We start from the raw sequence: 15,728 nt of genomic DNA, 5'->3' as shown, positions 1-15,728 counted from the left end.
ATATGACTCAGCAATGCGGCCAATCCCGCCCCCTGTTATAATCCGCGCTGTTTTCACCTCAGAACCAATCAGGATTGTTCTTCATGAGCGACAATCACCTCACAGCCAAACCCTGGTCCGGCCGTTTCAACGAGCCCACCGATGCCTTTGTCGAGGCCTTTACCGCCTCGGTGGATTTCGATCGCAGACTCTATCGCTACGATATCCAGGGTTCCATCGCCCACGCCCGCATGCTGGCGCAACAGGGAATTCTCAGCGAACAGGAGCGGGATGACATCATCCAGGGCCTGGAACAGATTCAAAGCCGCATCGCTGCGGGGGAGTTCCAGTGGTCTGTCTCACTGGAAGATGTCCACATGAACATCGAATCGGCGCTTACCGAGGCTATCGGCGATGCCGGCAAAAAACTTCACACCGGCCGCTCGCGCAATGACCAGGTGGCCACCGATATCCGCCTCTGGCTGCGCGATGAGATCGATGCACTGAGAATCGCAATTGGCAAACTGCAAAACGCACTGCTGGATAAAGCGGAGCAGGAGGCAGAGACCATCCTGCCCGGTTTCACCCACCTGCAGACCGCCCAGCCGGTCACCTTTGGCCACCACCTGATGGCCTGGTTCGAGATGCTGGAGCGGGATCGGCAGCGACTGGCCGACTGCCAGCAGCGGGTCAATGTGATGCCGCTTGGGGCGGCCGCGCTGGCCGGCACCACCTATCCCATCGACCGTCAGATGACCGCACAGCTGTTGGGCTTCAGCGCCCCGGCGGAAAACTCCCTGGATGCGGTCTCGGACCGGGACTTTGCCATTGAATTCTGTGCCGCAGCCAGCATTCTGATGATGCACCTCTCCCGCTTTTCGGAAGAGCTGATCATCTGGTCCTCCGCCCAGTTCGGCTTTGTTGAACTCTCAGACAGTTTCTGTACGGGTTCATCGATCATGCCACAGAAGAAGAACCCGGATGTGCCGGAGCTGATCCGCGGCAAGACGGGACGTATCTACGGCCATCTAATCGGTCTGCTGACCCTGATGAAGAGTCAACCCCTGGCCTACAACAAGGATAACCAGGAAGACAAGGAGCCCCTGTTCGACACCGTCGACAACCTGAAGGGCTCGCTCAAAGTCTTCGCTGAAATGATTCCCGCCATCAGTTGCCGCAAACAGGCGATGCGCCAGGCCGCGATGCAGGGTTTTGCCACCGCCACCGATCTGGCCGACTATCTGGTACGCAAGGGTATTCCGTTCCGTGATGCCCATGAGGTGGTTGGCAAGGCGGTAGCCTTCGGTGTCGCCGAAAGCCGGGATCTGTCGGAGATGAGTCTGGCCGAGCTGCAGCAATTCTCCGATCAGATCGATGAGGATGTCTTTGAGATTCTCACCCTGGAGGGGTCAGTCTCGGCCAGGGATCACATCGGCGGCACGGCCCCCGCCCAGGTCCGCCAGGCGATCCAACGCGCCCGTCAGCGATTGGGCAAATGATCAGCCGGCTCCACCATGTCAGTCTGCTGGTCGCCGATACCGGTAGAGCACTCGACTTCTACTGTGGTCTGCTGGGACTGAGCGTCGACGAGCAACGCCCGGAGCTGGGTTTTCCCGGGGCCTGGCTGCAGGTGGGGGAGCAGCAGATCCATCTGCTGGAGCTGCCGAATCCTGACCCGCTCGAGGGACGCCCCGAGCATGGTGGCCGGGATCGCCATACCGCCTTTTTTGTGTCCGATTTCGAGGCACTGAAAGGCAGACTGGAAACAGCCGGGATCCCCTTTACCCTCAGTCGCTCGGGACGCCGCGCACTGTTTTGTCGAGACCCCGATCAGAACGGCATTGAACTGATTGCCATCGACTGACCATCAAACTTCAACGCTTTGTCAACCACCAGGATGGCCGCCATGTCCCAAGACTCCCTGGACAACCTCAACAATCGACTCAAACAGTTTGCCCAAACCCGGGACTGGGAACAGTTCCACAGCCCGAAAAATCTGACCATGGCAATGATTGCGGAGTGTGCCGAGCTGGTCGAACATTTTCAGTGGCTGACTGAGGAACAGAGCATGAATCTGTCCGACGATAAGCATCAGCAGGTCGCCATGGAAATGGCTGACATTCTGATCTATCTGATCCGTTGCGCCGAACGACTGGATATCGACCTGATCGATGCGACGGAACGGAAAATTGCCATTAACGAAGCCCGTTACCCAGCCGACAAGGTGCGTGGTGACGCCCGACGGTCAGATGAGTACGACTGATTCAGACCAAGGCTGCAAACTGCCACGCAAAGGCTGATTTTACTCTTTCCCCAATCTTTGCAGGGTGGAGTGGAGAGGGGTATCAGGCTATCTTTTAGCAAAACCCTTTAATCCACTCAGGAATAGGTTGGGAGAAGTTATGAAGAAGTATCAATGTATCGTCTGTGGCTTTATCTATGACGAAGCCGAAGGATTGCCGGAAGAGGGTATTGCTGCCGGAACCCGCTGGAGCGAAATCCCGGATGACTGGGAGTGCCCGGAGTGTGGTGTGAGCAAAGCTGACTTCGAGATGGTGGAGATGGTAGCCTAGGAGCTGGGACCTCCAAAGCGGATTATTTAAAAACAAGAAGATGGAAAAAATTCTGATTCTCGGTTCCGGCCTGGCCGGCTACAGCCTTGCCCGGGAGATCAGGGCCGTCGATGAGTCAATCGAACTGCAGATGATCACCGCGGATGCGGGAGATTTCTACTCGAAACCGATGCTTTCAAATGGCCTCGCACAGGGCAAGCAGAGCCAGGACCTGGTCAATGCCACGGCAGAGAGCATGTGCGATCGGCTGAAGATGCGCATCGACACCAACTGCCGTGTCACCGCCATCGATACCGAACGCCAACGGGTGATCACCGACCAGGGTGAGCCAAGCTACACTTTTCTGGTACTCGCTCTGGGGGCGAAACCGATCCTTCCCGCCATGCGTGGTGATGCTGAGCAACATCGAGTCACCGTCAACAGTCTCTATGACTACCACCGGTTCAGGCAGCTGCTGCCCCAATCACCCGCCCATGTGGCGATCATCGGACCTGGCCTGATCGGCTGTGAGTTTGCCAACGACCTGTTGGGTCAGGGCTATCAGGTCAGTCTGATCGGACCGGACCCCCACCCGATCAGCACCCTGTTGCCGGCAATCACCGGCAAAACCCTGCAGCAGGCCATGACAGAGGCCGGCGCCCATTGGCATCTGCAGCAGACGGCCGCCATCATGGATCAATTGGGTCAACGCTACCGGCTAACCCTGACGGATGCCTCCATTATCGATTGTGATCTGGTGCTCTCCGCCGTTGGCCTGCTACCGGAGATGCAGCTGGCTGCCGAGGCCGGTCTGGAGACAGCCAGGGGCATCGTTACCGACCGCATGCTGAGAACCAGTCACGAGCGAATCTACGCACTGGGAGACTGTGCCGAAGTCGCCGGTTTCAACCTGCCCTATGTGATGCCGATCATGAACGCCGCGCGTGCGCTGGCCAAGACCCTCACCGGTGAGCCCACCGAAGTGGTCTATCCGGCCATGCCGGTGGTGATCAAGACACCCTTGCATCCAATCGTTATCGCGCCACCACAACGCGGAGCGGCGGGGGACTGGCAAAACCACCAGGACCAGCAGGGCACAGAGTGCCTGTTCCACGATCCACAAGGTCAGCTGAGTGGCTTTGTCCTGAGTGGCAAATATGTGGAGCGCAAACAGTCACTGACCAAGCAGCTACCCCCCCTTCTTCCGGCAACGGGCTAATCGCTGCTCTACGGCCTCCAGACCCATCTCCCGTAATAACTCGATATTTCGCTGTGGGATCAGCTCCGGTTGTGGGTAGTGTTTCAGCGCCTCAGCCAAAGATTCCTCTCGGATGAAGTGAAACATGGGGTAGGGAGAGCGATTGGTATAGTTGGCCGGATCGCTTTCATCACTACCATCAAATTGGTAATCCGGGTGGAAGCTGGCGAGCTGAAACTTGCCTTCCAGGCCCGCTTCGGGAATCACCTCCTCCACCACCTGCAGCAGATCCAGGTAATCATCGAACGCTTCCAGACCTGCCGGCACGATCAGCAGGCTGGCCTCGGCATCCTGCCGCTCGAGCATGGTCTCAAATTCAGCCAGGATCGCCCGGTAGATCCCATCCATATCGGACTCCGGGCAGACCAGATAGCGAATACGCCCCGCCTCTACCGGCACAGCGGCAAAAGGACATAGATTGAGTCCCACCACCGTTCCTTCCACCCAGCATCGGGTTGCTGTCAGTACGGCTTCATTGTTCATCACGATACTCCAGAATTTCCACTGACATCCCCACGCTCAGCTCTCCCGGGTGATCATAGATCAGATTCTGCCCAAAGTAGACCTGTTTTCCCCGTCGTCGGTAAGCGGCCAGGGTGGCCAGCGGTTCAGCGCCCCGTACCCCGGTGGCGGGATCCACGGTTGTAATGCTGCAACGGGAACAGGGCTTCACCAGTCTCAGCTCCATCGTTCCGATACGAATCCGTGACCACTGATCCTCGGCGTAGGGCTGTGTGCCCGAAACCACCAGATTGGGACGAAAGCGTGCCATGGAGAGGGGCGACTCAAGCCGGCTGTTGAGCTCCTCAAGCGAGGCCTCAGAGGCCAGCAGCAGAGGAAAGCCATCGCTGAAGGCCGTGAGATGTCTGGGCTCCGCATAGCGCTGATCCACCTGACGTTTCACATCGTCCATCATATAGACAAGACGGCACTCAACACCGAGAAAACGACTCAACCAGGCATCAGCCTGCTGTTCAACCACACAACCTTCGAGGCGATCCTGCCAAACCTCAACCTCGATTCTGGGCGCAGCAAAGGTTGGTCTGCCAACCCGTAAGCCAGGCATATCCGGAGCTGTCAGCAGCAGCCCATCGGATTCGACCTCGACTCCAATCAGGGTCATCCGGGGGAGTTCCCGCTGAGATAAAAATCCCCCATCGCTATCCACCACCATCCAGCGCCGGTCGTGCACCAGGCCAAACCCATCCACGCTGGACCGATCAACAGCCACGCCTCTCAGGGACTTCACCGGATAGCAGTGAAGAGCCGACAAACAGATCGGGGTAGGCATTAACCCTCCTATATTCGAGTGTTTTAATCATTTTACAAAAAATTAGCTACATTCCTGAGAGGATCTGCCGATATGGAATCTGCTACTTAACAATTCCAGCGAAGGACAAGTGTACATGTCCATCCGCCCAGGAGGAGAACTGTATGGATATCGTGCCCTATCTGAAACTGATGGTGCAAAAAAATGGATCAGACCTATTTTTCAGTACAGGCGCCCCGCCCAATCTGAAGGCAGAAGGTGAGACACGACCGGTAGGCACGGCCCCGCTCCAGTCAGGTCAGGTGAGAAAACTCGCCTATGGCATCATGAGTGATGATCAGATCAAGGAGTTCGAGGCCACTTATGAGTGCAATCTTGCCATTTCGGTCAATGCACTGGGTCGATTCCGGGTCAATGTCTATCGCCAGCGAGGCGATGCAGCGATGGTCATTCGCTACATCAAAGGCGTTATTCCTCCGGTTGAAAAACTCAATCTGCCGATCATTCTGAAGGATCTCATTATGGAGCCCCGGGGGCTGATCCTGGTCGTTGGTGCCACCGGATCGGGTAAATCGACCACCCTCGCAGCGATGATTGAACATCGCAACCAGAACCGCACCGGCCACATTCTGACCATCGAGGATCCGATCGAGTATCTCTACACCCACAAAAAGTCGGTTGTCGACCAGCGGGAAGTCGGACTCGATACCCTCTCCTATGAGAATGCACTGAAGAATGCCATGCGTGAGGCGCCGGATGTGATTCAAATTGGTGAAATCCGGGAAATGTTCACCATGCAGCATGCCATTGCCTATGCGGAAACAGGACACCTCTGTCTCTCAACCCTGCACGCCAACAATGCCAACCAGGCATTGGACCGGATCATCAACTTCTTCCCGGACACGGCCCACCAGCAGCTCTACATGGATCTTTCGCTGAATCTGAGAGCGGTCGTTTCACAACGACTGGTGAAAGGCAAAAATGGCCAACGACTGCCTGCCGTTGAGATACTGTTGTTGACCTCCTATATCTCCGAACTGATCCAGAAAGGCGACATCCATACCATCAAAGAGGTGATGGAACAGGGTAACGAACGGGGTATGCAGACCTTCGACCAATCCCTCTACAAACTCTACCAGGAGGGCAAAATCACTCTGGAAGAGGCTTTGGCGCATGCAGACTCCCGCAACAACCTGTCACTGAAGATCAGACTCTCAGATACCAATGGCGTGGCAGCACCTGGCGGTTTAGGCGTTGCCGAGGACCAGTTCTGATTCAGCCTGCAGGTTGAGTGGCAACGCTCATTCAGACCCCCTCAAGCGGAGGGGGGTGATTGCCACTCAGTTGAAAATCCCCGAAACGGGTATAAAAAAGTGTTAGCCATTAGCCAGATAACACTGCAACGACTACAGATAATAACCTACAATAGTTTAAGGGATTTATGGAAGACCTACTGATCGGTCAATAAATAGAAATCCAAAGGGAAAGAGAAGAGGACTCTCGTGTTGGAACTCATACCAGTCATTCTGCATCAGTCGTGGGTAGATCGAAAGCCTACGATCAGCAGATCCCACATCGAATATCGATCGCAACAGACCCATACCTTCCGCTTATTGATGGCGGCACACTACTGCTTTTTCACTGACCTGCAGCCGGCGTCTGTTGACGCTTACCAGGAGAGGCAGATTGAATTCCGTTAAATTCATAGCGGCTTTGATCTTCCTGATAGGTGCGGAGGCCAGTCTGCTGCTTTTTGACTATTGGCGGGAGATCGATCATCAGCTTGAGCGGGCCGAGGCAACCCGGCAGACAGCCGTTACCACCGCTCTGAAAAGCTATCGGCGGATTATCGAAGTTTTCTATAAAGATCGGTTCAATCAGCCACCGACAGCGTCCCTGCTGGCGGCGGCAAGCAGCGACGACAAACAAAAGAGCGAGTTACGCAGCCGTCTCTTTCAGCGCTTCATCACAAGCTATGAACACCTGCAGCAAGAGGGTATCCATGGCCTGCAATTCATACTCCCAGACGGTCGGGTCTTTCTACGTTTCGATCAACCCGGGAAATTTGGCGACAAGGTTATTGAGCATCGTCCGATGTTGCAGGGGGTATTGAATGGATTCCCCCAGGGCGGAATGCTCGAATATGATCCAGCCAATCCAAGCCACAGATTCGCCTTTCCGATCATACATCAGGATCGGATGGTGGGGATCATCGATTTCGGAGTCGCCTTCGAAGCGATTCGCAAAACTCTCAACCAATTGAGCACTATGCGTGACACCCATTTCCTGCTGGTTTTAAAACAGGATCTGTATGAAACGGTAACCAATCCCCAGCTGTATCCACGCTATCGGACAACAAGAATCAATCCCAGTCTGCTGCTCGAAGTGACAAGGCAGAATCATGACCAGCTCAGCTCACTGAACAAAATCGAGGCTCAGCTGGAGACGAACGCATCACTCCATCTTGCACTGGATCAGAATCAGGATTTCACCGAGGAGGTCTGCATTAAAGCCGATGAGTGTTTCATCGTCAGCCTGCAGGCGCTTTGGGACAACCGGCAGATGGCTAGCGGCTATATTCTCAGTTACTCCGCCGTTACTGAACTGCGCAACCTCCGCAGCAAACACCTGACCCTTTTATTGATCGGCATCATACTCACATCCCTTGCACTCTACGCCTTCAACCATTGGTTACAGACCAACAAACGACTGCAGACAATTTCCGACCATATGGCGGAGGGGATGTACGTAACCGACACCAGGGGCAACATCAACTACGTCAATCCCAAAGCCTGTGCCATTCTAAAGTATAAAAAGCATCAGCTGCTTGGGCAGAACGCCCATCAGCTGTTCCATTGCAACGAGCAAGGCAAATCGCTGGCGAATCAACCCTGTGTGATTCTGCAGCACAATCTCAGCGGCGATCACTGTAACAGTGAAGAGTTACACTTCAAATGCCACAACGGCAGAACCATCCGCACCAGTATCGTCTGCTCGCCGACCTGGACAAACGGTAGCCTAACCGGATCTGTGGTGCTGTTTCGCGACATTACCCGGGAACATGAAACCAAGCGCAGACAATACCGCAGCGATATCGCCTTGAACTCTCTGGCGGAAGGGGTAATGGTCACTGATGCCGATGCAAAGATCGAAGCCGTCAATAAAGCGTTCAGCCAGATCACGGGTTACCAGGAAGAGGAGGTTCTCGGCAAGCGGCCCAACATCCTCAAGTCAGGTCAGCATGATGACCTTTTTTATGAGGAGATGTGGGACCGACTCATTCTTGATGGTCATTGGGAAGGAGAGATCTGGAATCGCCGCAAAAACGGGCAGATCTATCCGGAGTTGTTACGCATCACCAGCGTTCTGGGAAAAGCGGGCAGTATCAACTCCTATGTGGCAACCTTCAGTGATGTGACGGAGAAGCGCCAACATGAGATGGCGTTGCACAATCTGGCCTATACCGATCCACTTACCCAGCTGCATAATCGTGCCGCCTTCCTGGAGATGTTCGATCATGCCTTGGCACACACCGAACGCCGCAACACCCAATGCGCCCTGCTCTATCTCGACCTGGATCGTTTCAAAAAAATCAATGACACCCTGGGCCATGACATGGGGGACAAGGTTCTGCAGATAAGCGCCGAGCGACTCAACCAGGCAGTGCGCAACAATGATGAAGTGGCACGTCTCGGCGGTGATGAGTTCATCGTCTTGTTGGAAGACATTCACCAGGATGACGCACCGGCCAGAGTCGCTCGAAAAATCATCAGTCTGCTGAGCCAGCCGATCAATCTGGAACCTCACACGCTGCATATCACCACCAGCATCGGCATCGCCATCTATCCGGATGACGGCAATGACACCACTACCCTGTTAAAAAATGCCGATGCAGCCATGTATATGGCCAAACGTGAGGGACGAAACGGCTATCACTACTTCACCAAGGCGATGGCGAAAAAAGAGGAAAATCGTTTCAAACTCGAAATCGACCTCCACACCGCACTGATGAATGACGAATTTCTGCTGCGTTATCAACCCAAGGTCGACCTCTACTCAGGTGAGACGACCGGCTTCGAAGCCCTGCTCTACTGGCAACATCCGCAGCGTGGACTATTGTCCGCAGGTGAGTTTCTCAGTGTTGCCCACGATGCGGGCGTGATGCGGGAGATCACCCACTGGGTGATCAATGAAGCCTGCAGTCAGATGCACTCCTGGCTGGATCAGGGTCTGAACCCCGGTCGCATGGCAATCAATATCGACACCCACACCTTCAATAGCAGTGACGCCTATGATCAGATCTGTCGCACCGTTGAAATGAGCGGCGTCAGCCCACACAAAATCGAACTTGAAATTGCCGAAAGCGGTCTGCTGGAAAAGCCCTTCGATGATCCTTTCTGGGATCAACTGGTGGACCTCGGGTTCACCCTCTCGATCGATGATTTCGGCACTGGCGTCTCCTCTCTCTATCGCCTCAAACGCCTGCCGGTCACAACCCTGAAGATCGACCAGTCATTCATCCAGAATATTGAGCATGATGAACAGGACCGCAGCATCATCTGTACAGCGATCGCGATGGGTAAAAGTCTGGGTTTGAACATTCTGGCGGAGGGTGTGGAAAACCACAGACAGCTTCACTTTCTCTGTGAGATCGGCTGTGACGAAGGTCAGGGCCATCTATTCTCCAGACCCCAGCCGCCGCTGGTGATCACTGAACTGCTCTCTTCAAACCACTACAAACAGCTGGTTGAAGTATCAACCGGCCATTGAAAGCGATCGCCTAGCGGAATCCACGCCCAAACTGCACTCCTCGCGCCTTGATTGGCACTTTTTCAGGCACAACAGGGCGTATTGGATTCGTGTTGACAGGCCCTAGTAATCCGGCACCTGAATGGGCCATGTTCAGTCGGAGCGACCATTTGGGGTATAGTAGGACGGAACCGGATAGCATCACCCCGCAGAATATGAGGCAGCATACTGATGAATGAGACCTATATGGTATTGCCAAGCTCAAGACCCGAACAGATTCGCCTGGTCAAGGTTCCCCACGATCTGGATCGTAATGAAGCCTATCGATTTGCCACAGGCATCATCGCCCACGCGGAGGAGAGCAATGCCGACTACGATTGGGAGGAGATCGCCGAAGCGCTGGAGGCACGAGGATTTGAAACGGTTGAGGCCATCATCGGCCCGGCGCTCGACTGATCCCGACCCGGCAGATAAAAAGGCACCCCTGGGTGTCCGGCCACAAGGGATCCCTTGCCAATCGCCGTCAGTGCAAGCTTGAAGTGGCTATCTGTGTGAAGAAGAAGTGAGACACTCAGCGGCTGAGGATCAACGTATCGGATGTTGCTTCAATCACTCTCAGTCGAGATCGTCATATTCATCCAGATCCATCTGCAGTAGTATCGCCTTGCGCAGCAATTTCTGTTCATTTCGCAGGGTCTTCTTCAGAGTACTGAGCTCCTTTTCCAGATCCTGAATACGATAGATGAGCTCTTCTGCATCGGCCATCGGCTGTGCAGCCTGCTGCGACGCAACCGCTTGATTGTTGCTGCCTGCCGCGCCGGGATGCAGTGGTGATACTGATGCCAGCTGGGGACCCTGCTGCTTCTCATCGACCGGCGGATTGAAGCTGACCTCCTGCTCCAGCTCATGCATCACCGAGAGTACAGCATCTTTGTCCAACTCATGCATCTCTTCCAGACAACCGAACAGCATCAGTCGGTCACACATCGCATTGATACGCCGGGGCACACCGCCGGTGAATTCAAAAATCATCTTGAACACCCCGTCAGCGAAGCTTGGATCCTGCTGCCAGCCCACCAGCTGCAGACGATGCACGATATACTTTTCAGTCTCTTCCACACTCAGTGGATCCAGATGATAGGAGGCGATAATCCGTTGTCGGACCTGTTCCATACCCGGACTCTGCAGGGTTCGCTTAAACTCCTCCTGACCGAGCAGAAAGGTCTGCACCAAGGCCCTGTTGTTGACCTGGAAATTGGACAGCATACGCAGTTCTTCAACAGACCTGGCGGGCAGGTTCTGGGCCTCATCCACCACCAGCAGCATCTGCTTGCCTTCCGCGTGTCGGGCACGGGCAATGGCTTCGAGATTATGCAGCAGGGTTGCCTTGTTGAGACCTTCGTGGGCCAGACCGAAAGAGGCACATACCATCCTGAGCATATCTTCCGGGTCAACCTGAGTAGTGACCAATTGAGCCGCCATGACATTCATGCTACTCAGCTCATCGAATAGATTGCGTACCAGGGTCGTCTTGCCTGTTCCGATCCCACCGGTGATGACGATGAAACCCTCACCCTGCTCCAGGCCATAGCGCAAGTAGGCCATGGCACGGTTATGACCCTTACTATTGAAGAAAAACTTGTGATCCGGAGTCAGCTGGAAGGGTTTTCCCTCCAGTTTGTAAAAATCATCGTACATATCTATTTGGCCTTCATGTTGTTTCTTTGCTTTCCTGCTTGAGAGGCAACCAGCCACTGAAAAAACGCCGTCACCAGAGGACAAGATTCATTTTCCGGTGTCCATGGCAGAAGAGATCTCAAATATGGTAATTACATTATGCAACCAATCAGATCATATTCCTACTCTTGCAACTCAATTCAGGCGATACAGGCAAGCTCCACGTCAGGGAAAAACCGCGCAAAAAAATAGCTCAATGGATGGTTGACCGAACTCGTTCAAGTCATCTATCTTGCGTAGTGACAGCTGTGGGCTTTGACCGACTGGGCCGCCACTCAACAAAAAGGCACTGAAGGTTTCTCTCTACAGCTAAAAAATGACCAAAAAACACAATGAAAATAAGCATCTAGGAGACACAATGCTCAACCCTGGAGATCAAGCGCCATCCTTTGAGTTACCCGATTCGGACATGCATATCATCCGCTCCGATCAATTTCTCGGAGAACAGAATCTGGTGATCTACTTCTATCCCAAGGATGACACCACAGGTTGTACCATCGAGGCTGTTGAATTATCTGATTTAACGGATGAGTTTACCGAACTTAACACTCAGGTGATCGGAATCAGCCGGGACAACTGTGTCAGTCATGCTGCCTTTCGTGACAAACATGGCCTTACGGTCCAGCTTCTGGCGGATACCGAGGGTGAAGTTTGCAAGGCCTACGACGTATGGCGGGAGAAAGAGAAAAACGGCGAAAAGCGCATGGGAATACTGCGCTCCACCTTCATTATCGATAAGCAGGGGATCATCCGGCACTCCCTGTACGATGTAAAACCCAAAGGCCACGCCGCACAAGTTATTGACCTGATTAGGGAAATCACCTAAACCATTGTATAAAGCACCCATTGGATCCAAGCAGCAAGGCGGTTGATAGCCAGTGAAACTCCGAACCAAGATTCTGATTGCCCTGTTTCTGTTCGGTTTTGCTCCATTAACCGCCATGGTGCTCACCAACCTGCCGTTTGTACTCGAAAGACTTGAATTCTTTTACCACAAAGCCTATCTGCAGAATCTCAGAGCTGACTTTCGCGACCTGGATGAACATCTGGCCAGTCGAAACGAAATGCTGCGCCTGCTGGCCAAACTGCCGGAGCCCGGCCTGATCCTCGGACAGCAGCAGGATGGGGATAACGGCAAGATCGACGTGGCACGGGTGCGCTACACCGAGTGGATCAACCGGATCCTGCAGGATCACCAGGACATCTTTCAGATTCTGTTTCTCGACCTGCGGGGCAATCCCCGTTACTGGTTGGAACTGAACCATCGCACCCGCCAATGGGAACCGACCATCAAAAAACCCGACATGCCCTCGGAGAGCTTCTTCAAGAGCAATGTCAATCAGGAGTTTGGCCGGGTCGCGGCAAGTAAGATCAGTCTCAACCCCAATGTCGCCCATCTCGACCCCCGCCGCTTCATGACCCTGCGTATGATCAGCCCGATTCTCGGTCCTGACAGTAATGATCGTGTGACCACGCTCGGTGCGGTGGTGATCAATATCGATGTGGGAGGCATGGCAAGGGCCTACCGCAACACCTTGTGGGTAACCAATGACGGCAACTACCTTGAACAACGCCTCAGGGGAATCGACAAGGCACAGGCGTTTGAAGACTTCAGTGGCCTGCAAAGCCAGTTCGAAGAGGGCAACCTGACTCTCTGGGAGGGCCGGGGACGGCAGGTCATCTGGGTGCCGCTCTTCACCACTGAGGGCTCAGGCCCCCTCTGGGTCGGTCGCCCTGTCGACCCCTCTCCGATGGATAAATTCCGCAATGTCCTGGTCGCCAGAGTGATGACTATCGTACTGGTTGCACTGGTCATACTACTCCTGGTGGCACGTTGGATAGCCTTGCGAGGCGAACAGTTTGGCGAACGGCTGAGAGACGGTATGGAGCGGGTGCTCAGGCAGGACGATGCGGTGCGCTTCGATTGGCGCGGCTCCAGTGAGATCAAACAGCTGGGCCAGCAACTGACGGAACTGGCGGAAACCCATGCCCAGCAGGCACGACAGCAGCGACAACACGCTCAACAACTGGAGGAGTCGAATCGCTACAAGTCACAGTTTCTTGCTAATGTGAGCCATGAACTGAGAACCCCCCTCAATTCAATCCTGCTGCTCTCCAAGATGCTCAACGAGACCAATGAACAGCTGAGCAAGGAGCAACAGAAACAGCTGCAAGTGATCCATGAGGCGGGCCAGGATCTACGCACACTGATCGACAATATCCTCGACCTCTCCAGAATCGAGGCCGGACGCGCCAGCTTCACCGTCCAGCAGATCTCCCTGCGTGCGCTGCTGGATGACCTGATCGATCTGGTAAAGCCCCAGTTTGATGATCATGGGCTCTTTCTCAAGCTGGAGATCGATGATCAACTGCCCGAAAACTTCCTCTCTGACCAGGAAAAAGTACGCCAGATCCTGAAGAATTTTCTCTCCAACGCCTTGAAATTCACCCATATCGGTGGCGCCACCCTGAGCGCCCGGCTCAATCAGGACTCGGACCGGCAACCCATCTGCCTGACCGTGGAGGACAGCGGCATCGGTATCGCCAGCGACAAACAGGAGCTGATCTTTGAAGCGTTCAAACAAGCCGACGGCTCCACCAACAGACAGTACGGGGGCAGTGGACTGGGATTGAGTATCAGCCGGGAATTGGCGAGACTTCTGGGCGGCGAGATAACCCTGCAGAGTGACGAGGGCCAAGGCTCCAGATTTACCCTCTGCCTGCCAACGGCATTCGATTACGAAGCGCACCCCAGCTCTCAAGTCGAGCACTACGAAGCCAGCGAAGAGACGGATCTGGTGCGCAGATCGAAACCGACTCCCAGCATCCAGCCGATCGCCGATAAAATATCCGCCCCGTTTCTCGGTCACCGCATCCTGGTGGTCGACGACGACCTGCAGAGTCTGCTGGCGCTGACCCCGCAACTGGAGTCCTGGGGATTCGAGGTGGTGGCTGCCGGGGATGGCCAGGAGGCGATTGAAACGCTCAATGAAGAACAGGATTTCAGCCTGATTTTGATGGACATCATGATGCCTGAACTGGATGGCTATGATACGATCAGACATATCCGTGAGAAGATGGGACTGACTGAATTGGGTATCATCGTTCTCAGCGCCAAGAATGCGGCACAAGACCGCAGTAAAAGCCTGGATGCCGGTGCCAACGAGATACTTGCTAAACCCGTGGATACGGAACACCTCAAATTGGTATTCAGTACCTATCTGGGGTAGCACAAGCAGCCATCTCAAACAGACAACCACACGGCAAGCTTGACCTGGCAATGGCAAATATAAACACAGCGACTTGTTGTTCAGTATGAAAAGATACTCAGGTTTCAAACTGCTCATCGTGGATGACCACGAACATAACCTGTTTACGCTTCGCACCCTGGTGCAGCGTTACATGGATGTGGAGATACTGGAGGCCATCTCCGGTCAGCAGGCGCTCGATATTGCGATCAAGGATCCAGCAATCGATCTCATCATACTCGATGTACAGATGCCTGAGATGGACGGCTTTCAAACCGCATCGATGCTGAAAATCCGCCAGAAGACCAAGCATATTCCCATCATCTTTCTTACCGCTGCATTCAAAACAGAAGAGTTTCAGCAAAAAGGCTATGAAGTCGGCGGTGTCGATTATCTGCTCAAACCGATCGATGACAATCAGCTTCTTAACAAGATCAGTACCTACTTTCGACTGATTGAAAAAGAGCGGGAGCTGAACAAGATTCTCGAGCAGAAAGTCGCTGAACGAACGGAGGAACTCGCCTCTGCCAAACAGCACCTGGAGAACATCATCACCCACATGGGTGAGGCCCTGCTGGTACTCAATCCACAAGGCGAGATCGAATCAGCCAATCCGGCCGCCTGCAGGATGCTCGATTACAATGAGGCTGATCTTTTGCAACTCTCGATTGGTGACGTCTTCGAAGAGGAGGAAGAGGAGCAGGCCGGGGCTTTTTTCGGCACTTGGCTTGAAGCCCTGATCCGCACCGGTGCATTAAGCCGCATCGAGGCCAGATTCATCGCCAAGGACGAACGACGCGTACCGATTCTGTTTTCCCGTACGGCGGTCAAAGACAGCAACGACGAAATCCAGCATATAATATGTATTGCCAAAGACATGACCGGTTATGTGCGTGAAAATGATATAACCAGTTCCGCTTCCCAAGGAGTGTAAA

At 54.1% G+C, this 15,728-nt stretch carries 14 protein-coding genes; 11 read left to right on the top strand and 3 right to left on the bottom strand.

Features of this window, described 5'->3' with window-relative positions:
- The first annotated feature begins 83 nt into the window (after positions 1-83).
- The 5 genes from argH (at position 84) to AC4IE8_RS11030 (ending at position 3,750) form a co-directional block, all read left to right on the top strand.
- On the top strand, positions 84-1,478 hold the full coding sequence (gene argH / locus AC4IE8_RS11050) for an argininosuccinate lyase (protein WP_068988786.1): 1,395 nt from the start codon (positions 84-86) through the stop codon (positions 1,476-1,478).
- On the top strand, positions 1,475-1,843 hold the full coding sequence (locus AC4IE8_RS11045) for a VOC family protein (RefSeq protein ID WP_068988784.1): 369 nt from the start codon (positions 1,475-1,477) through the stop codon (positions 1,841-1,843). Before argH ends, AC4IE8_RS11045 begins: the two co-directional genes overlap by 4 nt.
- 33 nt (positions 1,844-1,876) lie before the next feature.
- Positions 1,877-2,242 carry a nucleotide pyrophosphohydrolase gene (locus AC4IE8_RS11040; RefSeq protein ID WP_083225976.1) on the top strand — a complete coding sequence of 122 codons (366 nt, stop codon included), beginning with the start codon at positions 1,877-1,879 and terminating at the stop codon, positions 2,240-2,242.
- 139 nt (positions 2,243-2,381) lie between these two features.
- Entirely contained in the window at positions 2,382-2,552 is a 171-nt protein-coding gene (locus AC4IE8_RS11035) for a rubredoxin (protein WP_068988782.1), read from the top strand.
- A gap of 40 nt (positions 2,553-2,592) precedes the next feature.
- A complete protein-coding gene (locus tag AC4IE8_RS11030; RefSeq protein ID WP_490791017.1) occupies positions 2,593-3,750 on the top strand; it encodes an FAD-dependent oxidoreductase in 1,158 nt (385 codons plus the stop codon).
- Here AC4IE8_RS11030 and AC4IE8_RS11025 read toward each other — a convergent pair.
- Both AC4IE8_RS11025 and AC4IE8_RS11020 read right to left on the bottom strand, forming a co-directional pair.
- Complete coding sequence (locus AC4IE8_RS11025) at positions 3,721-4,272, bottom strand: DUF1415 domain-containing protein (protein ID WP_068988774.1); 552 nt, start codon at positions 4,270-4,272, stop codon at positions 3,721-3,723. The genes AC4IE8_RS11030 and AC4IE8_RS11025 overlap by 30 nt on opposite strands.
- Positions 4,262-5,080, bottom strand: coding sequence for an MOSC domain-containing protein (locus AC4IE8_RS11020; RefSeq protein WP_490791016.1), 819 nt, complete (start codon positions 5,078-5,080; stop codon positions 4,262-4,264). The genes AC4IE8_RS11025 and AC4IE8_RS11020 overlap by 11 nt, the downstream gene beginning before the upstream one ends.
- A 143-nt stretch (positions 5,081-5,223) precedes the next feature.
- Here AC4IE8_RS11020 and AC4IE8_RS11015 point away from each other — a divergent pair, with 143 nt between their 5' ends.
- The 3 genes from AC4IE8_RS11015 (at position 5,224) to AC4IE8_RS11005 (ending at position 10,264) form a co-directional block, all read left to right on the top strand.
- The gene (locus AC4IE8_RS11015) at positions 5,224-6,333 is read left to right on the top strand and encodes a PilT/PilU family type 4a pilus ATPase (RefSeq protein WP_068988765.1); all 1,110 of its coding nucleotides are present in this window, start codon (positions 5,224-5,226) and stop codon (positions 6,331-6,333) included.
- Between the two features lie 412 nt (positions 6,334-6,745).
- Entirely contained in the window at positions 6,746-9,829 is a 3,084-nt protein-coding gene (locus AC4IE8_RS11010) for a bifunctional diguanylate cyclase/phosphodiesterase (protein WP_490791015.1), read from the top strand.
- Between the two features lie 210 nt (positions 9,830-10,039).
- Positions 10,040-10,264: a hypothetical protein gene (locus tag AC4IE8_RS11005; RefSeq protein ID WP_068988756.1), complete on the top strand. Its 225-nt coding sequence runs from the start codon at positions 10,040-10,042 to the stop codon at positions 10,262-10,264.
- 159 nt (positions 10,265-10,423) lie between these two features.
- Here the strand turns inward: AC4IE8_RS11005 and AC4IE8_RS11000 are convergent, their stop codons facing one another.
- Positions 10,424-11,506: an XrtA/PEP-CTERM system-associated ATPase gene (locus AC4IE8_RS11000; RefSeq protein WP_068988754.1), complete on the bottom strand. Its 1,083-nt coding sequence runs from the start codon at positions 11,504-11,506 to the stop codon at positions 10,424-10,426.
- 397 nt (positions 11,507-11,903) lie between these two features.
- On the opposite strand from AC4IE8_RS11000, the gene AC4IE8_RS10995 reads away from it, so the two are divergent.
- The 3 genes from AC4IE8_RS10995 to AC4IE8_RS10985 all read left to right on the top strand — a co-directional run bounded on the left by AC4IE8_RS10995 (position 11,904) and on the right by AC4IE8_RS10985 (position 15,727).
- Entirely contained in the window at positions 11,904-12,371 is a 468-nt protein-coding gene (locus AC4IE8_RS10995; protein WP_068991512.1) for a peroxiredoxin, read from the top strand.
- 52 nt (positions 12,372-12,423) lie between these two features.
- On the top strand, positions 12,424-14,775 hold the full coding sequence (locus tag AC4IE8_RS10990) for an ATP-binding response regulator (protein ID WP_490791014.1): 2,352 nt from the start codon (positions 12,424-12,426) through the stop codon (positions 14,773-14,775).
- A gap of 85 nt (positions 14,776-14,860) precedes the next feature.
- Positions 14,861-15,727, top strand: coding sequence for a response regulator (locus AC4IE8_RS10985; protein ID WP_068988751.1), 867 nt, complete (start codon positions 14,861-14,863; stop codon positions 15,725-15,727).
- Position 15,728 lies beyond the last annotated feature (1 nt).

This window comes from Candidatus Thiodiazotropha sp. AKAK2 (assembly GCF_058244685.1).
This window is presented reverse-complemented; position numbering and strand designations above follow the sequence as displayed.